Annotated in this window: 20 protein-coding genes and 1 riboswitch; of the genes, 6 read left to right on the top strand and 14 right to left on the bottom strand. The window is 64.9% G+C overall.

Annotated elements, in window-relative coordinates; all coding sequences use genetic code 11:
- Positions 1-110 precede the first annotated feature (110 nt).
- On the top strand, positions 111-704 hold the full coding sequence (locus LRP30_RS00220; protein WP_249758973.1) for a c-type cytochrome: 594 nt from the start codon (positions 111-113) through the stop codon (positions 702-704).
- 207 nt (positions 705-911) lie between these two features.
- Here the strand turns inward: LRP30_RS00220 and panE are convergent, their stop codons facing one another.
- From panE to LRP30_RS00240, 4 genes are all read right to left on the bottom strand, one after another.
- Positions 912-1,835 carry a 2-dehydropantoate 2-reductase gene (panE, locus tag LRP30_RS00225; RefSeq protein WP_249758974.1) on the bottom strand — a complete coding sequence of 308 codons (924 nt, stop codon included), beginning with the start codon at positions 1,833-1,835 and terminating at the stop codon, positions 912-914.
- A 92-nt stretch (positions 1,836-1,927) separates the two neighbouring features.
- Complete coding sequence (locus LRP30_RS00230) at positions 1,928-2,536, bottom strand: 2-hydroxychromene-2-carboxylate isomerase (protein WP_091883062.1); 609 nt, start codon at positions 2,534-2,536, stop codon at positions 1,928-1,930.
- Positions 2,537-2,632: 96 nt separating this feature from the next.
- Complete coding sequence (locus LRP30_RS00235; protein WP_249758975.1) at positions 2,633-3,982, bottom strand: MATE family efflux transporter; 1,350 nt, start codon at positions 3,980-3,982, stop codon at positions 2,633-2,635.
- Between the two features lie 84 nt (positions 3,983-4,066).
- Positions 4,067-4,651 carry a DUF2239 family protein gene (locus tag LRP30_RS00240; RefSeq protein ID WP_249758976.1) on the bottom strand — a complete coding sequence of 195 codons (585 nt, stop codon included), beginning with the start codon at positions 4,649-4,651 and terminating at the stop codon, positions 4,067-4,069.
- Positions 4,652-4,811: 160 nt separating this feature from the next.
- On the opposite strand from LRP30_RS00240, the gene LRP30_RS00245 reads away from it, so the two are divergent.
- On the top strand, positions 4,812-5,477 hold the full coding sequence (locus tag LRP30_RS00245; protein WP_036038860.1) for a glutathione S-transferase: 666 nt from the start codon (positions 4,812-4,814) through the stop codon (positions 5,475-5,477).
- Positions 5,478-5,553: 76 nt separating this feature from the next.
- Here LRP30_RS00245 and ggt read toward each other — a convergent pair whose 3' ends face one another.
- Entirely contained in the window at positions 5,554-7,305 is a 1,752-nt protein-coding gene (gene ggt, locus LRP30_RS00250; RefSeq protein ID WP_249758977.1) for a gamma-glutamyltransferase, read from the bottom strand.
- 101 nt (positions 7,306-7,406) lie between these two features.
- On the opposite strand from ggt, the gene LRP30_RS00255 reads away from it, so the two are divergent.
- Positions 7,407-8,792 (top strand): MFS transporter, encoded by a 1,386-nt coding sequence (locus LRP30_RS00255; protein WP_249758978.1) that lies wholly within the window; start codon positions 7,407-7,409, stop codon positions 8,790-8,792.
- 122 nt (positions 8,793-8,914) lie between these two features.
- Here LRP30_RS00255 and purH read toward each other — a convergent pair whose 3' ends face one another.
- The 3 genes from purH to LRP30_RS00270 form a co-directional block, all read right to left on the bottom strand.
- Positions 8,915-10,507 (bottom strand): bifunctional phosphoribosylaminoimidazolecarboxamide formyltransferase/IMP cyclohydrolase, encoded by a 1,593-nt coding sequence (gene purH, locus LRP30_RS00260; protein ID WP_249758979.1) that lies wholly within the window; start codon positions 10,505-10,507, stop codon positions 8,915-8,917.
- Between the two features lie 25 nt (positions 10,508-10,532).
- Positions 10,533-10,614, bottom strand: a riboswitch (ZMP/ZTP riboswitch).
- Positions 10,615-10,673: 59 nt separating this feature from the next.
- Positions 10,674-12,392 carry a heparinase II/III family protein gene (locus LRP30_RS00265; protein ID WP_164935122.1) on the bottom strand — a complete coding sequence of 573 codons (1,719 nt, stop codon included), beginning with the start codon at positions 12,390-12,392 and terminating at the stop codon, positions 10,674-10,676.
- Positions 12,393-12,550: 158 nt separating this feature from the next.
- Positions 12,551-13,897 carry a transcription antitermination factor NusB gene (locus tag LRP30_RS00270; RefSeq protein ID WP_249758980.1) on the bottom strand — a complete coding sequence of 449 codons (1,347 nt, stop codon included), beginning with the start codon at positions 13,895-13,897 and terminating at the stop codon, positions 12,551-12,553.
- A gap of 189 nt (positions 13,898-14,086) precedes the next feature.
- On the opposite strand from LRP30_RS00270, the gene LRP30_RS00275 reads away from it, so the two are divergent.
- Positions 14,087-14,284: a DUF1674 domain-containing protein gene (locus LRP30_RS00275; protein WP_128930546.1), complete on the top strand. Its 198-nt coding sequence runs from the start codon at positions 14,087-14,089 to the stop codon at positions 14,282-14,284.
- 31 nt (positions 14,285-14,315) lie between these two features.
- On the opposite strand, the gene cysN is transcribed toward LRP30_RS00275, so the two are convergent.
- From cysN to LRP30_RS00295, 4 genes are all read right to left on the bottom strand, one after another.
- A complete protein-coding gene (cysN, locus tag LRP30_RS00280; RefSeq protein ID WP_249758981.1) occupies positions 14,316-16,211 on the bottom strand; it encodes a sulfate adenylyltransferase subunit CysN in 1,896 nt (631 codons plus the stop codon).
- Positions 16,211-17,203, bottom strand: a complete 993-nt coding sequence (gene cysD, locus LRP30_RS00285) for a sulfate adenylyltransferase subunit CysD (RefSeq protein WP_249758982.1) — start codon at positions 17,201-17,203, stop codon at positions 16,211-16,213. The genes cysN and cysD overlap by 1 nt, the downstream gene beginning before the upstream one ends.
- Complete coding sequence (locus LRP30_RS00290) at positions 17,182-18,201, bottom strand: sulfotransferase family protein (protein WP_249758983.1); 1,020 nt, start codon at positions 18,199-18,201, stop codon at positions 17,182-17,184. Before LRP30_RS00290 ends, cysD begins: the two co-directional genes overlap by 22 nt.
- Before the next feature lie 156 nt (positions 18,202-18,357).
- On the bottom strand, positions 18,358-20,103 hold the full coding sequence (locus LRP30_RS00295) for a methyl-accepting chemotaxis protein (RefSeq protein ID WP_249758984.1): 1,746 nt from the start codon (positions 20,101-20,103) through the stop codon (positions 18,358-18,360).
- Between the two features lie 306 nt (positions 20,104-20,409).
- On the opposite strand from LRP30_RS00295, the gene LRP30_RS00300 reads away from it, so the two are divergent.
- Entirely contained in the window at positions 20,410-21,000 is a 591-nt protein-coding gene (locus LRP30_RS00300) for a thermonuclease family protein (protein WP_249758985.1), read from the top strand.
- Positions 21,001-21,177: 177 nt separating this feature from the next.
- Here LRP30_RS00300 and LRP30_RS00305 read toward each other — a convergent pair whose 3' ends face one another.
- Positions 21,178-21,693: a L,D-transpeptidase gene (locus LRP30_RS00305; protein WP_128930552.1), complete on the bottom strand. Its 516-nt coding sequence runs from the start codon at positions 21,691-21,693 to the stop codon at positions 21,178-21,180.
- A gap of 431 nt (positions 21,694-22,124) precedes the next feature.
- The gene (acs, locus tag LRP30_RS00310) at positions 22,125-24,071 is read right to left on the bottom strand and encodes an acetate--CoA ligase (protein ID WP_249758986.1); all 1,947 of its coding nucleotides are present in this window, start codon (positions 24,069-24,071) and stop codon (positions 22,125-22,127) included.
- A 401-nt stretch (positions 24,072-24,472) separates the two neighbouring features.
- Between acs and LRP30_RS00315 the strand changes: the two genes are divergently transcribed.
- Positions 24,473-25,642, top strand: coding sequence for a DNA topoisomerase IB (locus LRP30_RS00315; RefSeq protein ID WP_128942136.1), 1,170 nt, complete (start codon positions 24,473-24,475; stop codon positions 25,640-25,642).
- Positions 25,643-25,671 lie beyond the last annotated feature (29 nt).

Raw genomic sequence — 25,671 nt, forward strand, 5'->3', positions numbered from 1 at the left:
GGATTGTGCGCGACTTGCGCGCAAGTCCGGAACCCATACCCACGAGCGGGGGTTATGGATTCCGGGCTCGTGCCCCCGAATGACGAAGTCGACAGAACGGAATTCCCATCATGCGCCGGAAGTTCATCTCGCACGCAATCAGCGCGGTTGCGCTCCTGACGCCCGGCGCCCTTCCAGTAGGCGCCGCCGATAATTCCGCGATCAAGGAGAAGGCGGCGGCCTGCGCCGGCTGTCACGGCGATAACGGCATCTCGCAGACCGAGAACATTCCCTCGCTCGCCGGCCAGCCTGATCAATTCCTGCAATGGCAGCTGGTGTTCTTCCGTGCCGGCTCGCGCAAGAACGAGCAGATGCAGCCGATCGTCGAGGAGATCAACAACGAGGACATCCGCAATTTCGGCGCCTATTTTTCGCAGCTAATGCCGCCGAAGGGACCGGAGGACGGGAATCCGGACCTGTCGAAAAAGGGGGCGCAGGTGGCTGCCGGCCGCCGCTGCGCCTCATGCCACACGGACAGCTATGCCGGCACCAAGGCGGTGGCGCGGCTCGCGGGTCAACGCGAGGAATATCTGGTCAAGGCGCTGCACGACTATAAAGCGGGCCAGCGCGTCGGCGGCGGAGTCGCCGCGATGGCCGATGTCGCCTATCACATGAGCGATGAGGAAATCACCGCCGTCTCGCACTATCTTGCGCATCTGAAATAGCTGGGGCTGTTGCGGCAAACTCTGCCGTCGTCCCGGACAAGCGCGCCTCAAGCGCGCGCCGATCCGAGACCCATAGCCACAGGATCGCGTCTTGCGAAGACTCGTAGCTTCCGTCTCGCGCAATAACCACTTGCTGTGGTTATCGGTCCCGGATCAGCGCTCGCTATCGCTCGCTTGTCCGGGACGATAGCTGAGAGTGTAGCTGCCCTACCCCGCTCGCTGCTTCTCATACGCCTTCAGATGCGTATAGGCGATGCGCAGCTTCGGCACCGGCACCTTGGCAGCATCTCCGCGCGCGATGAGATCGCCGATGACGTGATCGGCTTCGACCGGCAGGCCCGCCTTGATGTCGCGGAACATGGATGCCGTCATCGGCGAGCCCTCGGTGGTCAGATTGCCCTTCACCCGCTCGAAGAATGGTCCGCCAGGTGCGTAGCCCGACGCAGCGGCGATCGCGCTGGTCTCGTCCAACATGCCGAGCAGAAAATCCCTGCCGCCGGGGGCGGCGAGAATGTTGCCGACGGAGGTGCGCATCAGGCTGGTGGACGCCGCGAGCGTCGAGAGGAACACCCACTTCTCCCACATGTCCTGCATGATGTTCTGGCTGGCGGAGGCGCCATTGATGCCGCTCTTGAAAGCCTCGTCGATCGCCTTGACGCGGTCCGACAGTTTGCCGTCGCGCTCGCCGTAACTGATCGATTGCATCGGCTGCAGCTGCACCACCTCGCGCTTCTCGTTCAGCGTCGCGGCGATGGCGCAGAGCCCGCCCAGCACCCGCCCGGCGCCGAATTTCTGGTCGAGGACGTCGAGATGCTTCATGCCGTTGAGCATGGGGATGATCGTGGTGTTCGGCCCGACGGCGGCCGCGAACGACTTGATGGCGTCGTCGAGGTCGAACGCCTTGCAGCTGAGCAGCACGACGTCGAATTTTTCCGCGAGCTTGTCCGCTTGCACCGTCTTCGGATTCTTCAGCGTCACATCGCCATTCGGGCTCTTGATGACGAGGCCGGCGCTCGCGAGCTCGCTGGCGCGGCGCGGCCGGACCAGGAAGGTGACGTCGCGGCCGGCCTGCAACAGCCTGCCACCAAAATAGCCGCCGATGGCGCCGGCGCCGACCACGAGGATACGCATGAGGATTGTCCTTGTTGTTTCTTCTTTGCCGTCGTCCTGGCGAACGCCAGGACGACGCGAGGAGCTTGCCAGCTTTCAAAGCAATACGGAAATCACTTCCCCAGCACCATCTCCTCGACCTCGCGCAGCTGCTCCTTGCCGAAGAACATCTCATTGCCGACGAAGAAGGTCGGCGAGCCGAACGCGCCGCGCGCCACCGCCTCTTCGGTGTTTTTGATCAGTCTGCCTTTCACCTCGGGTTCCTGCGCGCGGGCGAACAGCTTTTGCGCATCGAGGCCGGATGACGCCAGCGCCTTCGCGGCGATCTCGGGATCGTCCATCTTCTTCGGCTCGCGCCACATGTGGTGGAAGGCCGCTTCGACATAGGCCTCGAACACGCCCTCGAGCTGCGCCGCGATCGCCGCGCGCATCAGGTTCAGCGTGTTGACGGGGAAGAACGGATTCATGACGTAGGGCTGCACCTTAAAGCGCTTGATGAAGCGCTCGGTCTCGATCGCGTGGAATTCACGCTTGTTCTTGATGCCGGCGAGCGTCTCGGCCGGCGACTTGTTGTTGGTCGCCTTAAAGATGCCGCCGAGCAGGATCGGCACATATTCGAACTTGACGCCGATGCGTTGCTCGATCGCCGGGATCGCCAGATGGCTGAGATAGGCGTTCGGGCTGCCGAAATCGAACAGGAATTGCGGGGCTGTGCGGGTCAAATTCGATCTCCCTGGCGGCGCTTTTCATCCATTTTGGCGTAGGCCGCGCCGCAGGTCCACCGTTTAATGATGGTCATAATACCTTGATGGCTCCCGTCAGATCAGACGCCGGATCGTCTGCTTGCGCCACACCAGAAGGTAATAGCCCATCTGCAAAACGAACATGGCGCAGAACACGATCGGATAGGCGGTCCATACGCCCTTAAGGCCGATCGTGCGGCTCAGGATCACTGCAGACGGCAGCTCAATCGCGACGATGGCGAAGATCGCCAGCAGCATCGGCGTCAAGGCGACACCGGCGGCGCGCATGGCGCCCGAAAACACCGTGGCGAGGCCAAACGGCACCGAGCTCCACAAGGCGATGTAAAGCAGTTCCTTCGCCAGATCGAGCACGGCGCCGTCGGTGATGAAGATGCCGAGCACGGCGCGCGGCACCAGGTAAATCAGCGCCACCAGCCCGCCGGTCAGCACGAGGTTGAACGCAAGGCCGGTGCTCACGATGCCGTCGAGCCGCGCCCTGTCGCCGCCGCCGATCGCCTGCGCACCGAGGATCGAGACCGCGATCGAAATCGACATCGCCGTGAACTGTGTGTAGCCCATCACCTGATTGACCGCGCCATACGCGGCCGTGGCGTTTGAGCCGAAGCCGTTGACGAGCCCAAGCAGCACCAGCTCGGCAATCGCCATCACCACCATGCCAATCGCGCTCGGCAGTCCAATGCCGAGGATTTTTCCGAGCACGGCGCCGTTGAGCCGCAGATGACGCAGCAGTGCCGCGTCCGGTGCCAGCGCGTGCTTTTTCCGGAGCAGATAGACGGCCAGCACGTTCAGCGTCAGCGCGTTGGCAATCGCAGCTGACCATGCCGGACTGGTGATGCCCACCGCCGGCAATCCGAAGGCGCCGCGGATCAGCAGCGGCGTCAGGATCAGGCCGATCGCGGTCGACAGCGCCAGCGCGAGGAGCGGCGTCACGGTGTCGCCGACACCGCGGATCATCGCCGTCATCAACAGGAAGACGAAGCCGAGCGGCATGGTCAGCAGCATGATGCGGGCATAGGCGCTGGCCTGGTCGAGTATATCAGCGGGCGTCGCAAGCATGACCATCAATTGCCGGCTGAAGATCCCGCCAGTGAGTGCAACCGTTGCCGAGAGCATTAGACCGATCGCGAGCGTCGTGCCGACGACGAGCTTGATCCGGCCGTGCTCGCCCGCGCCAAAGGCCTGGCCGATCAGCACGGTGGCCCCGGTGCTGAGGCCCATGACGAAGGCGAACAGGAAGAACATCACCGGAAAGAAGGCCGAGACCGCGGCGAGCGCGTCGATGCCGATCATCTGGCCGAGATAGACGTTGCTGACGGTTCCGAACAGCGATTGCAGCGCATTGCTCAGCATCAAGGGTGCGAGGAAGCGGAGGAACACGGTCCAGAGCGGTGCGGGTGCGGACATGGATTTGCCTTTCATCAGGGCGTGCGAAGCCGTTGCCGCGCGATGCGCGGCTCGGCCGTTGATGGAGTGAATGCTGCGCGCGCCTTAAGCGCGGTCGCTGTAGGCGAGCTTGACGATGTGATCGCGGATGTCAGTCGGCCAGTCGGCGATCAGCCCGGTGAAGCGCCGCCGGTCATCCGCGAACAGCGCGCGCGAGGCTTCCTCGAACTGCGGCAGGTTGCCGGCCATGGTCGACATGAAGTGATAAGCTGCATCGCGCGCCTTCCGCTCGCGGTCCTTGTCGCCGCTGGCGCGTCTGGCCTCGTCGACCAGCTTGCGCAGCGCGACCGAGGCGCCGCCGGCTTGCGCGTTGAGCCACTCCCAGTGCCGCGGCAGCAAAGTCACCTCGCGCGCGACCACGCCGAGCTTCGGCCGGCCTCGACCGCGCGGCTCGCCCGGCGGTCCGGTGACTTCGGTCGGTGGCGGCGGCATGAGCTTGGCCAGCCGCGCCAGTACCTCGTGATCCTCGCCGCGCAGGTCGAAATCAATCGACCGCCCCGTCCCGTCGTCGAAAATGATGATCGGCTGGTCCGGCTGCGACCCAGCCCGCTTGACCGCGAGTGCGACGTCGCCCGCCGCTCCCGAGGCCAGCCGGCGCTGGCCGATGAAGGCTGTGAAGGTCGTTTGCATTGGAATCATTGCCAGATTGATCGCGTTGGCAGTTTAATACCCGGGTAAATTCCTGGCGTCAATATACCCGGGTGAAAATATCCGCGCCGATGGCTCGACATTGCGTCCCCGGGCTGGCACCAACGGCGCAACCGACCAAGCCAAGCTGGGGACCTGCGCGATGCTGACCGTTCACCACCTCAACAATTCCCGCTCGCAGCGCGTGCTGTGGCTGCTCGAGGAGTTGGGCGTGCCCTACGAGATCGTGCGCTATCAGCGCCAGCCGGATATGCGCGCGCCGAAGGAGCTGCGCGCCATCCATCCGCTCGGCAAGTCGCCGGTCATCACCGACAACGGCAACACCATCGCCGAGTCTGGCGCGATCATCGAGTATCTCATCGCCACCTACGGCAATGGTCGGCTGATCCCGCCGCCGAACACGCCGGAACGTCTGCGCTACACCTATTGGCTGCACTATGCGGAAGGGTCGGCGATGCAGCCGCTGCTCTTGAAGCTGCTGTTCACGCTGATGCCGAAGCGCGCGCCGGCGCTGCTCCGCCCGCTGGTCCGCAAGGTCTGCAACCAGGCGCTGACCGCGCTGGTCAATCCGCAGCTCAAGCAGCACATGGACTACTGGGAAGGCGAGCTCGGCAAGAGCGAGTGGTTCGCGGGCAGCGAATTCACCGCCGCCGACATCCAGATGAGCTTTCCGCTGGAAGCAGCCCAAGCGCGCGGCGGGCTGGAGCAGGGCCACCCCAAGGCGATGGCGTTCCTGGAGCGCATCCACGCGCGGCCAGCGTATGCGCGCGCGCTCGAAAAGGGCGGGCCGTATCAGGTCGGGCGGTAAGGTACTTTCAGCGAGATCCCGGGTTCGGCTCTGCGAGCCGCCCAGCCCGCGCTGCCGTGCCACGCAAACGACGTGGTTACTGGCCCGCTGCTTCTGCGCCTCGCGTGCGTGGGTCTGGCGCGCCGAGTGGCCCGTTCCGAGTCACGAGAATTGAATTGGCCGATGTCTGTCCCATGGGCTCGACGATGAGATGGCCCATCGCCTTCAGCTCGGACAGGACATCGCCGGGAAAGCCGCTCTCGACGCGCACCTCGTCCGGTAGCCATTGGTGATGCAGCCGCGGTGTAGCAACGGCAGCAGCCACATCCATCTTGTAGTCGAGAACGTTCACGATGACCTGGAGCACGGTCGAGATGATGCGGCTGCCACCAGGCGAGCCCGTCACCAGCACCGGCTTGCCGCCTCGCAGCACGATGGTCGGCGACATCGAGGACAGCGGGCGTTTTCCAGGCCCAGGCAGATTGGCCTCGAAGCCGACGAGGCCATAGGCATTGGACGCGCCCACCGCCGCGGTGAAGTCGTCGAGCTCGTTGTTGAGCAGCACGCCGGTGCCGTCGGCAACGAGACCGACGCCATAGCTGAAGTTCAGCGTATAGGTGTTGCTGACGGCGTTGCCGCGGCCGTCGACGACGGAAAAGTGCGTGGTGTTGCTGCCTTCGCGCGGCGCGGCAGCAGCGGAAACGAGCTCTTTCGAAGGCGTGGCGCGATCGGCGGAGATGCCTGCGCGCAGCTTGGTGGCGTAGTCCTTCGCGGTCAGCGTTTCGATCGGTGCGTTGACGAAGGCGGGATCGCCGAGATAGCGCGCACGGTCCGCATAGGCGCGCTTCATGGCCTCGATCAAGAGATGCAGCGATGCCGGCGATCCCTGCTTCAGATCGGCGAGCTGAAAGCCTTCGAGGATGTTGAGCGTCTCCACCAGCACCACGCCGCCGGACGAGGGCAGCGGCATCGAGACGATATCGTAGCCGCGATAGCTGCCGCGCACTGGCGCACGGATCACCGCCTGATAGGCTTTCAGGTCGGCTGGCGTCATGATGCCGCCGGCTTCAGTCACGGCCTTGGCGAGATTTTCCGCAACTAGCCCTTCATAGAAGCCGCGCGGCCCCTGTGCGGCGACGGCCGACAGCGTTGCGGCGAGATCGGCTTGCACCAGCCTGTCGCCCTCGCCAAGCGGCGCGCCGTCGGGACGCGAGAAGATTTTGGCCGAGGAAGGCCAGCGCGCCAGCCGCCGGTGCCAACTCGGCAGCGTATCGGCGATATCGTCGCTGACGGCAAAGCCGTCGCGGGCGAGTGCGATCGCCGGCTCGAGCAGTTGCGCCAGCGTGAACTGGCCGGAGCCGTATTTTTCCAATGCGAGCGTGAGACCTGCGACGGTGCCGGGCACGCCGATGCCGAGCGCGGAATCGCGTGACTTGGTCGCGTCAGGCTTGCCATCCGGTCCGAGAAAGATCTGCGGCGTGGTCGCGGCCGGGGCGGTCTCGCGATAGTCGATCGTGATGTCTTCATTGCGGTCGGCGGAATGGATCACCATGAAGCCGCCGCCGCCGACATTGCCGGCGCGCGGATAGGTCACGGCCATCGCAAAGCCGGTGGCGACCGCGGCATCGACGGCATTGCCGCCACGTCGCAGGATGTCGGCGCCGACCTGCGCGGATATCCTCTCCTGCGCCACCACCATGCCGTGCTCGGCAGCGACGGCACGCATTGTATCGCGCGCGGGCGGGACATAGCCCCGCCGCGCATCCTGAGCCGTCGCGGGGGCGAGACCGAGCGCCAAAGCGGCTATGACGGCGAAAAATGTCCGCCGCGTCGAATATGACGACATCATCAAAATTCCCGTTGCGCCCCCGGGCCAGTTCACACGCGTCACGGCAATGCTATACGGTTTGCCCCGAGAGAGGCAAAACTGTTCGTGATGAGGACCGCGTGATGACGACGATCGCCCCGGATGTGCGCATGGCCGGTGTGCCGCGGACCTATCCGCCGCGTGCCGCCGTCGTCAGCTGGATCTTCTTCGATTGGGCCGCGCAACCCTATTTCACGTTGATCACGACCTTCGTATTCGCGCCCTATTTCGCGACCGCCATCGCGCCAAATCCGGCTACCGGCCAATCGCTGTGGGGCTTTGCGATGGCGGCCGCGGGTCTTGCGATCGCGTTGTTGTCGCCTGTGCTCGGGGCGATCGCGGATGCTTCGGGCCGCAGGAAACCATGGATCGCAGGTTTCGGCACAGTGCTGGTGTTGGCGTCCTGCACGCTGTGGATCGGCAAGCCCGGTGAATACGCCATCATTCCGCCGCTGCTCACCGCCGTCGCGCTCGCCAGCGTCGGTGCGGAATTCGCCACTGTCTTCAACAACGCGATGATGCCGACCCTGGTGCCGCCAGAGCACATCGGGCGGCTGTCCGGCACCGGCTGGGCAACAGGTTACATTGGCGGCATCGTCAGCCTGATCATCGTGCTCGGCCTGCTCGCCGCCAATCCCGAGACCGGCCGCACGCTGCTCGGCTTCACGCCGCTATTCGGGCTCGATCCCGTCACTCATCAGGGCGACCGTGCTGCCGGGCCGTTGACAGGGCTTTGGTTCATCATCTTCGTGACGCCAATGTTCCTGTTCACGCCGGACTATCCCGCGAAGCTTCCGGTGCGCGAGGCGCTGCGCGAAGGATTGTCGGAACTGAAGCAGTCGATCAAGAGTCTGCCGCACCAGAAATCGCTTGCGGCGTTCCTGCTCGCCAACATGATCTATACCGATGGTCTGGTGTCGCTGTTTGCGTTCGGCGGCATCTATGCCGCCGGCACCTTCGGCTGGCACACGATTCAGATCGGCACGTTCGGCATCATGCTCGCGATCGCCGGTGCGTTCGGCGCATGGTTTGGCGGCAAGCTCGACGATCATCTCGGGCCGAAGCGCGTGATCGCCGGCAGCCTGCTGATCCTGCTGCTGTCGGTGGCGGCGATCCTGCTGGTCGACAAGGACAGTGTGTTGTTCGTCAAGGTCGCGCCGCCCGAGCCGGGTGCGGCCCTGTTCTCGAGCGCCGCGGAGCGCGCCTATCTGGTGCTGGGCTGTCTCATCGGCGCCGCTGGCGGCCCGCTGCAAGCCGCTTCGCGCACGCTGCTGATCCGCCTCGCGCCGAAGGATCGCATCGCGCAGTACTTCGGCCTGTTCGCATTGACCGGGAAGGTGACGTCCTTCATCGGCCCGCTATTGATCGGCATGATCACCGCCGCGACGGCAAGCCAGAAAGCCGGCATGGCGGTGTTGGTGGTGTTTTTCGTCGCGGGACTAGCGCTGTTGATGCGGGTGCGGAAGTAGCCGCAGCTCGCCGTCATTCCGGGGCGCGCGGAGCGCGAGCCCGGAATCCATCGTGCAGCGTGTCATGCGGAGAAATGGATTCCGGCTCGCGCCAAGTGGCGCGCCCCGGAATGACGGCGACCTCAGTGCCTGAAGTGCCGCGTTCCCGTGAACACCATGGCGATGCCGTGCTCGTCGGCGGCCTTGATGACCTCGTCGTCTCGCATCGAGCCGCCGGGCTGCACCACCGCGGTGGCGCCGGCTTCGATGCAGGCGAGCATGCCGTCGGCGAACGGGAAGAACGCATCCGACGCCACCACCGAGCCCTTGGTGAGCGGCTCGGCAAGCTTCAGCTCATTGGCGGCATCCTGCGCCTTGCGCGCCGCGATCCGGGCCGAGTCCACCCGGCTCATCTGGCCCGCGCCGATGCCGACGGTGGCGAGATCCTTGGCGTAGATGATGGTGTTGGACTTGACGTGTTTTGCCACCCGGAACGCGAATTTCAGGTCGCGCATTTCGGCCTCGGTCGGCGCACGCTTGGTCACGACCTTGAAGGTCATGTCGTCGACCACGGCATTGTCGCGGCTCTGTACGAGCAGACCGCCGGCCACGGTCTTGGCGGTGAGGCCCGGCGCGCGCGGGTCGGGCAGGCTGCCGGCCAGCAGCAGGCGGAGGTTCTTCTTGCCGCCGATGATGGAGATTGCCTCTTCGCTGGCGTCGGGAGCGATGATCACCTCGGTGAAGATTTTTGTGATCTCGCGCGCGGTGTCGGCGTCGAGCGGACGGTTCATCGCGATGATGCCGCCGAACGCCGAGGTCGAATCGCAGGCCAGCGCCCTGCGATAGGCCTCGACGAGGTTCGCGCCCTCCGCGACGCCGCAGGGATTGGCGTGCTTGACGATGACGCAGGCCGCGGTGCGCTTGGCGTCGAACTCGCCGATGCACTCATAGGCCGCATCGGTGTCGTTGATGTTGTTGTAGGAGAGCTCCTTGCCCTGCAGCTGCCGTGCGGTTGAGACGCCCGGGCGCTTGTCGGGCGTCGCGTAGAACGCAGCGGTCTGGTGCGGGTTCTCGCCATAGCGCAGCGACTGGATCAGTCTGCCCCCGAAGGCGCGGAAATCCGGCGCGTCGATCTCGAGCTGCCGGTTGAACCAGTTCGAGATCGCAGCGTCATAGGCCGCAGTGCGGGCATAGGCCTTTGCCGCAAGGCGCCGGCGCAGCTTCAGCGTGGTTGAGCCGTTGTTGGCGGCGAGCTCGTCGAGCACGGCCTTGTAGTCGTCGGCCTCGACCACGACGGCGACGTCGTCATGGTTCTTGGCGGCGGCGCGGATCATCGCGGGGCCGCCGATGTCGATGTTCTCGATGCAATCCTCGAAGCCGGCACCCTTGTCGACCGTCGCTTCGAACGGATAGAGATTGACGACGAGGAGATCGATCGGCACGATGCCGTGGGTCTTCATCGCAGACGCGTGCTCGGCGTTGTCGCGGATCGCGAGCAGGCCGCCATGCACTTTCGGATGCAGCGTCTTGACCCGGCCATCCATCATCTCGGGGAAGCCGGTGAGGTCGGAGACGTCCTTCACCTTGAGGCCGGCGGCGGCGATCGCCTTGGCGGTGCCGCCGGTCGAGACCAGCTCGACATCGTGCGTGGCAAGCGCCTTTGCGAACTCGATCAGGCCGGTCTTGTCGGAAACGGAGAGCAGGGCGCGGGTGACGCGGCGGGGATGGTCAGTCATGAGCAAGATCCTCTGTCTTAAGGAGTGTCTATGCCCAGGCGCGCGGCAGGTGTATCTCGCGCTTCCCGATGGTGCTCCATCCAAGGTCGCCAGTCGCGCGAGCGCGTGCTGGTTAGCAGTTTTCGGCGCCCTTCACAACGACCAGATAGGGCTGAAATACGGGCGTCTATAGCGGCAGTTCCGGCTCCCGCCGCGCATTTCTTCGGGCATTGGTCACCGCCGGCGAGGCAGTGGAACGGACAAAACTCCAGCGGATCGACGGGGCCTGCCGCGCATCCTGTCGGATCACGATCTGCGCGGTGCGGCGCGGCCCGTCATTGCCGGCCAGGAACACGCTGTCTTCGAGATCGACCTTGTCGTCCAATGCTTCAAAGGTCCAGACGTCGCGGTTCGGCAGCACCAGCATGACGCCGCGGGCATCCGACAGGCGGCTCGCCTTCACCGCCGGATGCAGATGGAAGCGCAGCGCGAAATCGGCATCTGCGCCCTTGAAGCGCCCGCCCTGCGGCGGCGACAACGTATCCTCGCCGTCGATGCGAGCGCCGTCATTGGCGATCATCAGCACACGGCGGTGGATCGCGCCGAATTTAGAGAGATAGCCGTCATGCGAGGTCGTCAGCAGCGTGCCGTTCGGCACGATTTCGCGATAGCTCTCGACCTCCACCGGGCCGCTGGTCACGGGCGCGCCGTGCAACAGCCGCTTCATCGCCGACATCTCCACGAACTGGCATGAGGAGGTGTCGTGATAGGCCAGTGTCGAATGTGCCACGGTGCCGCGGGCGAACGGCCGCCAATTGTCGCGGCCCGTGGTCGGCATGCCGCAATTGGTGACGATGCGGCTGATGCCGGAGGACAGTTCGAACGACAGGCAGCCGGCATGGGCGTCGTGGCTGACGCCGGCCGGCGGCGGCGGGCCGGTGTCGATGATCAGCGTGGTCTGGCCGGCATCGAGACGCTGGAAGCCGGTATGCGGCATGTTCGCCATCGGTGCGCCATGGGTGTCGTCATAGGCGAGCAGCGTCGCAAGTAGGTCGGATGGCGTCGCGCTCATGCCGTTGAACAGCGCAAAATTGCCGTCACCGTGACGGAAGAAGCGCAGCATCGGCATCATACGGTCGATCGCGTTGAGCAGCGCCGGCGGCGGCGCGATGTTGCGCGCCGCGAAGGTCTGCCGCAGCGGCAACAGGTCGATCAGGAGGTCGATCAGGGCGCCCGGGTTGCGGGAGATGTGTCCACCATCGGGCAGGATCTGCCGCTGCAATTCGTCGGAGAGCTTTTTCGAGGTGCTGCGGATGTGGCGCGCCTGGTTGGCGAGGCACAGCGCCGCATAGCATAGTGCGATCAGCACCTGGAGCTTCGGCACCCCGTCGGGAATGTCGAGCATGGTGTAGCGCAGCAAGCGGATCTCGCGTGCGAGGGCGCGCAGGTAGCGGCGGTAGAACTTGTTGTCGGTGTCATTGAGCACCAGCGGCGCCTGCGACAACAGGGAGATCACGCGCCGTGCCAGCACGTCGGCGCGCCGCGCGACCTGGCGGCGCTTGTTGGCTGGATTCGAGATCCAGTCCTCGACCAGCGCGCGCGCATTCGCCCGCGTCAGCGCGGTGTCGGCGGCACGTAAGTGCCGCAGCCAGCCGAAGCCAAGCAGCGCGACCTCCCAATCCTCGGACGGCGGTTCGAGATCGAAGATCGAGCGTCCGTGGCAATTGACGATCTTGCCAGCGAAGACGAAGCGGCCGGCATAGATCTCGGCGGCGCGGGTCGCATCCGCGGTGCGCAGGTCATGCGGCGCGATGATGAGCCGGTCGGTCCGGCTGGGCCAGACCCGCGACACCGCCACCGGCCCGCCGCTCGCGCGCGCGAGCATGTTCCGCGCGAAGCGGTTCATCACCAGCGTCGAGATACGTCTGCGTTGAGCGACCGACACGCCTTGCCTTGGAGGGGAGAGGAGGATTCCGACGAATCCTTATTAATCCCAAAATCGGACGGCTGACACCACCTTGAACGGCGCGAATCAGCATCGAGGTTGCAAAATCCAGTGCAAAATCAGGATTTAACAAGCCGGGCCGCGTAAAATCCGTCGAGCCCACCAAGCTTGGGATCGGCATTCGGCAGATGGCTCGGTAGGGTGCGGAGATCGCCTTCCGCGGTGAGGATTTCGTCGAGACCTGCGACCTCCGACGCCTCGATCGGGACACGGCGAAGCGCGGGCTCTGCGGCCAGCAGCGCGGCGATGGCCTGCTCGCCCTCTTCGGGTTCCAACGAACAGGTGCAGTAGATCAGCGTCCCGCCGGATTTGAGCAGCGACAGCGATTTGCGCAGCAGCCGCTGCTGGAGCGCGGTCAGGGCGGCGATGTCGGATTCCTGCCGGAGCCATGCCACATCGGGATGACGGCGGATCGTGCCAGTCGAGGTGCAGGGCGCATCGATCAAGATGCCGTCGAAGGCCTCGGTGGGGCCGGCCCATTCCACGGCGTCAGCGACGACAGTCTCGGCCTGCAGCGACAACCGCCCGAGGTTTTCGCGCAGCCGCGCCACGCGGGCGGGCGAGCGGTCGATGGCCGTGACATGGGCGCCGGCAAGTGCCAGCTGCGCGGTCTTGCCGCCCGGGGCGGCGCAGAGATCGGCGATGGACTTGCCCTTGATGTCGCCGAACAGCCGGGCCGGCAGCGCAGCGGCGGCGTCCTGCACCCACCATTGTCCCTCGGCAAAGCCTGGCAGCATGGTCACCGAGCCATGCAGCAGCATCCGCACCGTCCCGGTCGGCAGCGTCTCGCCATGCAGGCGGCTTGCCCATTGCGCGGCATCCGACTTCACGGTCAGATCGAGCGACGGTTCGTGGCCGAGCGCGAGCGCCATGTCTCTTGCGGTCGCCTCACCATAATGTGCGCTCCAGCGCGCCAGCAGCCAAGGCGGCAGATCCAGCGATTGCGTGGCAACTTCCTCGACCAGGGCCTTGCCCTCGCGCGCGCAGCGGCGCAGCACGGCATTGACGAGGCCGGCATAGCGCGCAGCGCGCCGGTCGGATTGCACGAGGCGAACGGAGAGATCGACGGCGGCGTGATCGGGCACGTCCATCCAGAGGATCTGCGCGGCGCCGATCAACAGCGCGCTCTGCGCACGCGGTGCATCGGAGGGAATGCCCTTGTCGAGCAGCCGGGACAGCACATGACCGAGCGTGCCGAGCCGGCGCAGCACGGTGGCGACCAGGCGCCGCATCAGCGCGCGGTCGCGGTCGGCCAGCGTCTTCAGTCCGGGATGGGCGCCGCCGCCGTCGAGTTGGTCGTCAAGCGTGCGGTGCTTGTGCAGGACGCCGTCGACGATGTCGGCGGCAATCCGCCGCGCCGCAAGACCGGGCACTTCGGACGGAGGAACGAAACGTTGAGATGGCATGCGGAAGCAAGGTTCTGAGCGAGCGGCAGTTCCGCCGCGATGGGCGCATGCCTTAACCAGCTCATCTTTGGCACGCGAATATGCCAAATGTAAGAATCGCTTCCGGCTTTTTCAGCCCTTTGGGCCCGATTTCAGGAATGCGTTATTGGACGTCGCGCCGCGGGCCGTCCTGCGCTAATAAGCCGGACCATGAGTGACCAGCCTCCCGTTCCCGATCGTAAGCCGCTGCCGCCCGCAGCCCAGCGTGCGCTGGCTGAAGCCGAGGTGCGGCGGCAAGCCGCGGCGGCCGAAGCCAAGGCGCGGCCGAAGGAGCTTCAGGGACCGAAGGGACCGGAGCCCACCCGCTATGGCGATTGGGAAAGCAAGGGCATCGCCTCCGACTTCTGATGCCTGCGAAGCTCCGCGCTGGTGCACGCCGCTATAGATAGTGATTGTCTCTGAGATAGCGGATGATGCGTTCGCAGGCCGCCTCGCTGGACAGTTCCGAGGTGTCGATGCTGATCTCCGGCGCTTGCGGTGCCTCGTAGGGATCATCGATCCCGGTGAAGCCTGTCAGCTCGCCCGCGCGCGCTTTGCGATAGAGGCCCTTGGGGTCGCGACGCTCGCATTCGGCAAGCGGGGTCGCGACATGGATCTCGATGAACTCGCTCGTCTCGACCCGCTGCCGCGCCAGTGCGCGCTCGCTACGGAACGGCGAAATCAGCGCGACCAGCGCGATCATGCCGGCATCGACGAACAGCGCCGCGATCTCCGCGACACGCCGGACGTTTTCCATTCTCTCCGCGCTGGAAAAGCCGAGATCGCGATTGATGCCGTGGCGGAGATTGTCGCCGTCGAGCAGCGCGGCGTGGCGTCCGAGCTCGGCAAGGCGCCGGTCGACGAGATCTGCGATCGTCGATTTGCCGGCTCCACTGAAGCCCGTGAACCAGAGTACGCAGGGCCGCTGCTGCTTGAGCCGCGCACGCACCGACTTGTCGACTGCGAGTCGATAGCGGTGAATGTTGGTTGCGCGGCTCAGCGAGAGATCGATCATCCCGGCGGCAGCCGTGCGATGGCTGATCGGATCGATGAGGATGAAGCTGCCCATGTCGCGGTCGTCGCGATAGGCCTCGAATACCAGCGGGCGGTCGAGGCGGAGATGGACCTGGCCGATCTGGTTGGCATCGAGCGTCGTGCCGCTTTCCTGCGCCATGGTGTCGATTGAGATGCGGTGCTCGAGTGACGTGATCACCGCGCCGATCGAAGCCGTGCCGCATTTGAGAACGTAGCGCCGGCCCGCGACCATGGCCTGGTCATCAAACCAGACGAGATGGGCCGCCAGTTGGTCCGAGATCTGTGGTGTGGACCCCGCCGTCAGCACGTCACCGCGACTGACGTCGATCTCGTCCGCCAATGTGAGCGTCACCGATTCGCCCGCCGCAGCCCGATCTCGCTCGCCGCCGGGCGTGAGAATGCGCGCGACCTGGGTTTGACGGCCCGAGGGCTGCACGGCAACGGCGTCGCCGGCCCGGATCGTTCCGCTGGCGATTCGGCCGCAGAAGCCGCGAAAATCCGCATGCGGCCGGTTGACCCATTGCACCGGCAGCCGGAACGGCCGCTGCGAGACGTCGCCGGACACGTCCGCCGATTCCAGATAGGCCGTGACGGTTGGCCCGGTGTACCAGGGCATCCGCGTGCTCGCGGCGACGATGTTGTCGCCGTCGGGCGCCACCACCGGGATGCATTGGACCTGGGAAATGCCGAGCTGCCCGGCCAGCGTCAGATATTCGGCGGTGATGGCCGCGAAGCGACCGCCGTCGAATCCGATCAGATCCATCTTGTTCACGGCGAGGACGACGTGGCGGACGCCGAGCAGCGACAGGATGTGGCTATGACGCCGCGTCTGCGAGATCACGCCCTTGCGCGCGTCGACCAGAACCACGGCGAGATCGGCGTTGGAGGCTCCGGTCGCCATGTTGCGGGTATATTGCGCATGTCCCGGCGTGTCGGCGACGATGAAGCGGCGCAACGGCGTGGCGAAGAACCGGTAGGCGACGTCGATCGTGATGCCCTGCTCGCGCTCGGCCTGCAAGCCGTCGACCAGCAGCGCGAAATCGAGATCGCCGCCGGTCGTGCCAACGGTCCGGCTCTCGGAGGTGAGCGCGTCGAGCTGGTCGTCGAGCAGCGTCTTGGAATCGTAGAGCAGGCGGCCGACCAGCGTGCTCTTGCCGTCATCGACGCTGCCGCAGGTGACGAAGCGCAGCGTCGGGCGGTCGTCCTGATCCAGCCGCGGCGCATCGGAGGCGGCGATCGCGGGGGCCTCGTGATAGGACATCAGAAGTAGCCTTCCGCTTTCTTGCGCTCCATCGATGCGGGGCTGTCCCGGTCGATCATGCGACCCTGCCGCTCGGAGGTGCGCGAGGCCATCATCTCCCGAACGATCTCCGGCAGGGTCGCCGCCGTCGACGTCGTCGCGCCGGTGAGGGGATAGCAGCCGAGCGTGCGAAACCTGACGGAGCGCCAGCGCGGCTCCTCGTACGGACGCAGCGGCATCCGTTCGTCATCCACCATGATCAGCGCACCGTCGCGCTCGACCACCGGACGCGGCGCCGCCAGATAGAGCGGAACGATCGGGATGTCCTCCAGCAGGATGTAGTCCCAGACGTCGAGCTCGGTCCAGTTCGACAGCGGAAACACCCGCATGCTCTCGCCCGGCGCGAGCATCGTGTTGTACAGGCTCCACAGCTCTGGCCGCTGGTTCTTCGGGTCCCAGCGATGCGCCGCACTGCGATGCGAGAAGATGCGCTCCTTGGCGCGCGACTTCTCCTCGTCGCGCCGCGCTCCTCCAATCGCGGCGTCGAAGCCGTGGAGGTCCAGCGCCTGTCGGAGCGCCTGCGTCTTCATGACGTCGGTGTAACGGGCCGAGCCGTAGGTGAAGGGGTCAATGCCCTGGCTCAATCCGTCATTGTTGGTGTGGACGATCAGATCGAGGCCAAGCTCGCGCGCGCGCATGTCGCGAAATGCGATCATCTCCCGGAACTTCCACGTCGTGTCGACATGCAGCATGGGAAACGGCGGCTTGCCGGGGTGAAACGCCTTCATCGCCAGATGCAACAGCACCGAAGAGTCTTTCCCGATCGAATACAGCATGACCGGCTTGCGGAACTCGGCCGCCGTCTCCCGCAGGATGTGGATGCTTTCCGCCTCCAGGCGCCGCAGGTGGCTGGCAGTCGCGCGGCTCGGCTTGTCGTCAACCGTTCCAGGAAAGGCTGGCTCGGCGGTCGCGGGAACGTCGAGCATGGTGATCACGCGGCCGTAACGAGCCATTCGCCGAACAGGTGCGCCGACGTCGCTGCATTCAGGTCGAGATCGCGAACGCATGCCGCAACCGAGGCGCGATAGGCATCGTTGACGCCGCAGCGCTCCAAGACGTCCAGCTGGGCCTGGCTCAGCGAGGTCGTTACGCGGCGCTGGTAGCGATAGGCGCTATCCGAGGTGTGCAGATTGGGCACCTTGTAGATCGCCGCTTCGCTCGGGAAGATGACGCGCGCGTTGTTCGCCTGCTCCTGACCCGGCTCCCGCCATGAGGTCACGGCATTTTCGGTAAAGCTGCCCGAAATGCCGAGGCGGTCGAACAGGACTCGAACCGACGATACCGCCTCCTTGCTCACCTCGTAGACGTAATGCGTGACCGGAACGCCCTGTTGCCTGGCGTAGCCAGCGACCCAGACTGCGCTGAGTGCGGCGACGACATAGTGCGCCAGCAGCGTACTTTCGGGAGCGCGCGAGATCAGCTTCTCGAGCCAGGATGCCAGCGCGCTGGCCGGCTCGCGGTCGAGCGCGATGAGGTGCAGCCGGTGCCGCGGATAGCCTGCCTCGATCAGCAGCTTGAGCGGATTGAACAGGCTCTCGGCGAGCACGTAGGGCCCGATCGTCTCCTTGCTGAAGATATTCGGCTCATCGGCCGCCGACGGCACGATCCACGGTGTCAGCGCCTTGCCGACGAGCGCATCGCGCAGCATGGCCTTCAGCGGTTGATAATACGAGGGCATCCCGGTCATGCCGAACAAATTGCTCAGGGCCGTCGATCCGACCCGCGCCTTGCCGCATGCAAAATAAAGCATGGGAAAATCCTGCGCCGGGCGATACCGAAAGCTCTCGGCAAGACATTCCGTCACTTCGCGCATCAGCGTTTCGAGCGTGACTGTCCGGGTCTGGAATCCATCCACCGGCGAAAGCCGCGTGGTGTCGAGGGAATTGTGTTGCTGGCGCACCAGATCGGCGATTCGTTCGAGCGAATCGTGTGAAGTCACGTCGATGTTCATGTTGGGGGACTCGCTGAACAGGCTCCGCAAGCGAGTTGCTTACGGTCTTATATTCAACCTATCGTTGCTCACGATGTCGGTCAAATCCGGGAAATCCCGGGGGTGTCATGAATGTCCGGCGAGCACAGAAACTGTGCTCGCCGCTTCGTTGCCGATCTAGGCGGCGCGCACAGTATTGAGGAATTTCTCGACCTCGGCCTTCAACAGACCGCTTTCGGTGGACAGCGAGCGCGCCGATGCGAGCACCTGTCCGGATGCCGCGCCGGTGGCGCTTGCACCGTGACTGACCTGCGCGATCTTGTCGGCGACCTCGACCGTGCCCTTGGCCGCTTCGCTGACGTTGCGCGCGATCTCCGATGTCGCGGCCCCCTGCTCCTCGATGGTCGCGGCGATGGTGGTCGAGATGTCCGAGATCCTGGCGATGGTCGCGCCGATCTCCTTGATCGCGCCCACGGAATCTTCCGTCGCTGCCTGCATGCCGGCGATCTGCGTGCCGATTTCCTCGGTCGCTCGCGCGGTCTGGGCGGCGAGCGCCTTGACCTCGCTCGCCACCACGGCAAATCCGCGGCCGGATTCACCGGCGCGGGCCGCTTCGATCGTGGCGTTCAGCGCCAGGAGGTTGGTCTGTTCGGCAATCGCAGTGATTAGCTTGACGACGTCGCCGATCCGGCCCGCGGCCTTGAGCAGTTCATTGATGCGGATGTCGGTGCGCTCGGCCTGCTTCACCGCTTCGCCGGCGATACGGCTGGAATCGTGGACCTGACGGCTGATCTCGACCACCGACGTGCTCATTTCTTCGGCGGCCGACGCCACGGCGCCGACATTGGTGGATGCCTCCTCGGAGGCCGCTGCCACCATTCCGGAGAGCTGCTGGGTCTCTTCCGCGGTGCCCGACAATGTGCCGGCGGCGGATTCGAGCTGCTGGGAAGCGGCGGACACCGAATTGATGATGCCGCCGACCGCTGCTTCGAATGCGCCGGCGAGCCGGATCATCTCTTCCTTGCGCTGCGCGGCCGCAGCGGCTTCCTGCTGCTTCTGCTCGGCTTCCATCTGCTCGATGCGGATCAGGTTGTCCTTGAAGGTCTGCGCCGCGCGCGCGTTGTCGCCCACTTCGTCGCCGCGCGCCGTATAGGGGATCTCGACGGCCTTGTTGCCGCCGGCGAGTTGCAGGAGCACATCGCCGATGCGCCGGATCGGTCGGGCGATGCTCGACACCGAAAAGACCGCGGAGCCGATCAGCATCAGCATCACGAACACGCCGACGATGATCGCGAAGTTGGCGACGCGCTCCAGTTCGACCAGCAATTCGCCTTTGCGTCGCGCTGCGAATTCGTTGGCGACGCCCACCAGATCGTCGACGCGTTTGCCGACCTCCTTGGCTGCCGGGCGCATCTGTTCTGCGAGAATGCCCGCCTTTGCTGTCTCGGCTATGGACTTGGCGCCGCCGGCGGGAGCATTGATGACGGCCTTCTGCGCCGCCGCCAGCTCGACGGCACTGGCAAGATAAGTATCCACGAACTTCCTCGCCTCGCGATAGGCATCCTGCGTGACCTTCCGCGTCGCCCGCTCCCTTGCGGCGTCGATTTCCGTACCGGCCTCGGTTGCATGGTTGCGGAGAGTTTCGAGGAGCTTGTCGACCTCGCCGACCGACGGCGCGGAACCGAGCTCGAGGGCGGCGAGCTGCGCGCGCGCCATCGCCGTCTGTGCCGCCTGCGCATTGCCTTTGTTGAGGTAATTGATGATGACCAGCCGGTTGGACTCCGCGATCGACTGGTTGCCGAGCATCTGGTTGGTCAGGATACCGCCGACCAGCAGAACGTTGATGCCCGTGACGATGCCGAGCTTTGTTCCAATGCGAAGCTTGAATAATCCCACCGCTCTCTCCTCAATTCCGTCCCGCATCAGGTATTCGCAACCAAAGATTGAGATTTGGGTAATATTCACCGATGGCCGTAGAAGTACGGCCGATGCGCCGCAGGCGCCCGCCCCGCAGAACCATGAAGTGGCGGTATCTCGGGATGCAGACCGCGCTATGATCGTGCGAGGACCACGGCGCACGGAAACAGGTCCGAGCCGGGACTCAATGCGACTACGCAGGCGCTAAACGGAATGTGAAGATCGCTCTCCGTGCAACTACAGGCAGTAACCGCTAGAAAGCGTTTGGAACGCGGCTTGCCGGTTCTGCCGACTCAGCTCTAGCGTCAGACAATGCGTTCCCGCGATCGTCTCAATCCGTATCGGTCATCGTTCAGCGGCTCTCCGTTCCATCGCCGATTCTCGGGACTGTTGCCCTGGATGTTCGTGGTCGGCGTCGTGTCGGCTGTCGTGCTTGCCTTCCGGCACGGCACGAACTGGCCCGTCCCGCATGGGGCCGAGGGCCAGTCGCAGGCGACCGACATCGTCCTCCAGCAGGCCGGAGCTGCCGGCGCTCCCCAACCGGTCGAGGTCATCCGCACTGTCGATGGCGACACTTTTCTTGCGCGCGTGCATCAGCGCAATGGCGGTCATCTCGTCGTGCGGGTTCGCCTGCGCGGCATCGATGCACCTGAACTGAAGGCATCCTGCCAGGATGAGCTGAACAAGGCTGAAGCCGCCACCGACGCGCTGCGCAATCTGCTCGGCCAGGGGGATGTGACGATCTCCAATCTCGGGCCCGACAAATACGGACGCATTCTTGCTGATGTCGCGACCCGGCGCACCGCCAACGTCTCGGCCACGCTGCTCGCGGGCGGTTACGTGCGCAGTTACAATGGCGGCCATCGCGACGGCTGGTGTGCGCGCAGCTGGCGTTTCTGGTAATAAAAAAGCCGCGTCGCTAGAGCATGATCCGGACCCGAAGGGCCGCGTTCGCGCAAAGTGTGTAGCGGTTTTCCGAAAAGATCATGCTCCAACAAGAGCCTAAAGCACGATGACGATTCATCCTGATCTCGTCGCGCTTTAGACGCGGCTTTCGCAATCCTCTCCCGATCTCTTCGATCAGCGCGTCACGACCACCGTCGTGCCCACGGAGACGCGGCCGTAGAGATCGGTGATGTCGTCGTTGAGCATGCGGATGCAGCCATAGGAGACGAAGCCGCCGATCGAGCCCGGCACGTTGGTGCCGTGGATCGCATATTCGCCGCCGGCCAAGGTCATCGCCGCAACGCCCATCGGGTTGCGCGGCGAGCCGCCCGGAATGACGTCGGGAATGTTCGGCTTGTCGCGCTTCACCTCGGCAGGCGGTGCCCAGGCTGGATTGAGATACTTGCCGTCGATCTTCGTCGTGCCGGCCCATTGCTTGCCGGCCTTGCCGACACCAACCGGATAGCGCACGGCGTGGCCGTTATCGAGGATGAGATAGAGCCGGCGCTCGCTGGTTTTGACCACGATGGTGCCCGGCGAATAGTCGGCGAGGTGCGTCCCGACCATTTCCGGCCGCGCCTCGGCCGCGGTCGACATCAAAACCCCAGCCCCGATGGTGGCGGCCAGCGCCACCGCAATCCTCATCGACATCGATGCTTCCCCTTACCCCAAACGGGTCGTCCAGAAATTTACGCAGAACCCGGCAATCGCGGCTTGCCCACATATTCTTAACCGCGCTCGTTAACCGGATGGTTTCCACGCGCGGCCGCCAAGGGCCAGCCGGCACGGGAACAAAGGAAATGTTCGAAATAAAGTAAATGACCTGAAAACAACACTCGGCGGGAAAGCCGCGCAGGTCCTGGGGCGCACCCTGACGAATGCGTGAGGATGTGAACGGCTGTTATTTCAGGAGGCGTTAGCGAACCCGAGCGCAGCTAGGTCTCGTGTCCCGGACAAGGCGCGGTGCGCAGCGCCGCGACGCTGAGCCGGGACCCAGTTCTAGTGCGGATAGGATGGGCCCCGGCTCTGCAGCGCACCGCTGAAGAGCACGCTGCGCTGCGTCTGGGGCACGGAGCCGCTTCCTACGCCGACTTCCGGTTCTGCCGGTTCTTGACGAGGTCGTCGACCACGGCCGGATCGGCCAGCGTCGAGGTGTCGCCCAGGCTGCCCGGCTCGTCCTCGGCGATCTTGCGCAGGATGCGGCGCATGATTTTGCCGGAGCGGGTTTTGGGCAGGCTAGGGGCGAACTGGATCTGGTCCGGCGAGGCGATCGGGCCGATCTCCTTGCGTACCCAGGTGACAAGCTCCTTGCGCAGATCCTCGGTCGGCTGGACGCCGGCCATCAGGGTGACATAGGCGTAGATGCCCTGGCCCTTGATGTCGTGCGGGAAGCCGACCACGGCAGCCTCCGACACCTTCTCGTGCGCGACCAGCGCGCTCTCGACTTCAGCGGTGCCCATGCGATGGCCGGAAACGTTGATGACATCGTCGACGCGGCCGGTGATCCAGTAATAGCCGTCGGCGTCGCGCCGGCAGCCATCGCCGGTGAAGTATTTGCCCTTGTAGGTCGAGAAGTAAGTCTGCTCGAACCGGGCGTGGTCGCCATAGACCGTGCGCATCATGCCCGGCCATGACCGCGTGAGACAGAGGTTGCCCGTCGTCTCGCCTTCGAGCGTCTTGCCATCGGCATCGACGATCTCCGGCACCACGCCGAAGAACGGCAGCGTCGCCGAACCCGGCTTGAGCTTGATCGCGCCCGGCAGCGGCGTGATCAGGATGCCGCCAGTCTCGGTCTGCCACCAGGTGTCGACGATCGGGCAGCGGTCGTCGCCGACGACGCGGTGATACCACTCCCAGGCTTCCGGATTGATCGGCTCGCCGACAGAGCCGAGCAGGCGCAGCGAGGCGCGCGAGGTTTTCTTCACCGGTTCGTCGCCGCCCTGCATCAGCGCGCGGATCGCGGTCGGCGCGGTGTAGAAGGTGTTGACCTTGTGCTTGTCGATGACGTTCCAGAATCTGGAATTATCGGGATAATTCGGCACGCCTTCGAACATCAGCGTGGTCGCGCCGTTACAGAGCGGTCCGTAGAGAATGTAGCTGTGGCCGGTGACCCAGCCGACGTCGGCGGTGCACCAGTAGACGTCGCCGTCGTGATAGTCGAAGACGTATTGATGCGTCATCGCGGCATAGACGAGATAGCCGGCGGAGGTGTGCAGCACGCCCTTGGGCTGGCCGGTCGAGCCCGAGGTGTAGAGGATGAATAGCGGATCCTCGGCGTGCATGTGCTCGGCCGGGCACTCCGTCGTCACCATCTTGGCGGCGTCGTGATACCAGAGGTCGCGCGTCGGGTTCATGTCGACCTTGCCGCCGGTGCGCTTGACCACGACGACCCAGTCGACGCCGTCGGTCTTGGCGAGCGCCGCGTCGACATTGGCCTTCAGCGGCACCTTCTTGCCGCCGCGCAGGCCTTCGTCCGCAGTGATGATCACCTTGGATTGGCAGTCGTTGATGCGCTGGGCGAGGCTGTCGGGGGAGAAGCCGGCGAACACCACGGAATGGATCGCGCCGATCCGCGCGCAGGCCAGCATCGCGTAGGCGGCCTCAGGGATCATCGGCAGGTAGATGGTGACGCGGTCGCCCTTCTTGACGTTGCGGGTGCGCAGGATGTTGGCCATCCGGCAGACCTCGTCGTGCAGCTCCTTGTAGGTGATGTGCTTTGACTGCGAGGGATCGTCGCCTTCCCAGATGATCGCGGTCTGATTGGCGCGCTTGGCCAAATGCCGGTCGATGCAATTGTGGGCGACGTTGAGGACGCCGTCCTCGAACCATTTGATCGAGATGTTGCCGGGCGCGAACGAGACGTTCTCGATTTTCGTCGGCGTCTTCATCCAGTCGATGCGCTTGGCTTGCTCCGCCCAGAAACCGTTCGGGTCCGAGATCGAGCGCGCGTACATGTCCTTGTACTTGGCCTGGTCGACCCAGGCGCGCTTCGCCCACTCTGCCGGTACGTCGTAGATCTTCTCGGACATGCTTTCCCTCCACATACGGCAGGCCGAACGCTGGCGCCTGGCGAGCCGACTTGATCATTGAATGATTATGCGTCGGGCTAACCGGACCCGACAAGGAGCACAAGCTGGACCTTCGGCGGGCCGCCGGCCATGCGGAGGATCAAGCCCACTTGGGCGACTGTCGCAGATCTGAAACAGGCCGGGGGACCGGCTTCGGGCCTTTACCCAACTCTCCGGAACAGGCCCGCGCAGGGCGCCACGCAGCCGACGGAGGTATTTGGGAACCTTTCCTCACTGATTCGGGACTCGCATTACGGTTCGGAACACCCTAAATGGCCAACCCGGGATCCCAACGAGGCTCCTGGAACAAAAATCAGAACAATCGCATTGATCGATAACAGGCAAGGCTAAGGCGTAAGACTATGATGGATCAGCAGAATCTCGGGGCGATGCAGCCCGCTTCCGCCGATCCTGCGGCCATTGCCCTCGCCAAAGCCCTCGGACAATGGCCGAAACCGGCCGGTTTCAGGCGTCTCAGCCCCAAAAAGACCTTCGACACGACACCGGCGGCGACGGTCGAGGCGCTCGCCAAGGGGCTGGGCCTGCGGCTCGGCGACCAGAACGAGCTGACCATCCGGCGCATCAAGCGCGGCAAGGGCTATTCCTTCGTCCGCCCGAACGGTGCGCATATTCGCGACGCCCGCACCATCCGCCGGCTGCACGCCATGGCGGTGCCGCCGGCCTATCGCGAGGTGCGCTACTCCGCCGATCCGAGCTCGCATCTCCAGGCCGTGGGACGCGATGCCGCAGGCCGGCTGCAATACCGCTATCACGCCGACTGGGAGAAGGTCCGCGAGCACCGCAAGGCGCATCGTCTGGAGAAGCTTGTCGGCGCGCTGCCAAAGATCCGTCGCAAGGTCTCGGCGTTCCTGTCGGGCGACGAGCCGACGCGTGAATTCGCGCTCTCGGCCGTCATCGAGCTGATCGCCCGCACCGCGATCCGCCCCGGCAACGAATCCTATGCCCGTCTCAACGGCACCCGCGGCGCCACCACGCTGCTCAAGTCCAACGTGACGCTGGAAGACGATTGCTTCGTGCTGACCTTCAAGGCGAAGGGCGGCAAGGCGGTGCGGAAGGAATGCGACGCGGCCAAGCTGGTGCGCGCCATCGGCATTTTGCGGGGCGTCCCGGGTAAGCGCATGTTCCAGTATCGCGACGCCTACGGCATCGTGCGCGCGGTCAATACCACGCAGGTGAATGCGTTTCTGCGCGAGATCGCCGGCATCAAGATCTCGCTGAAGGATTTTCGCACGCTGATGGCGTCTGCCGTCGTCGTGGAATCGCTGTCGCGGATCACGCCGGCGACCAGCCAGCGCGGCCGCAAGAAGCAGGTGCTGGACGCGATCCGCGCCGCCGCCGACCAGCTCTCCAACACGCCGGCGATCTGCCGCAAGAGCTACGTCCACGACACCATCGTCACCGCCTTCGAGGACGGCATTCTCGAACGCTTCGCCGCGACCATGAAGGGTCAGCGCTCGCAGGCGAGGCGCGAGCAGCTTCTGGCCCAGGTGGTGGCGACCGCGGCGGTTTAGCGTCGCGCTTCCGTAGGGTGGGCAAACAA

Source organism: Bradyrhizobium sp. C-145, from assembly GCF_023375135.1.
GTDB lineage: Bacteria > Pseudomonadota > Alphaproteobacteria > Rhizobiales > Xanthobacteraceae > Bradyrhizobium > Bradyrhizobium zhanjiangense.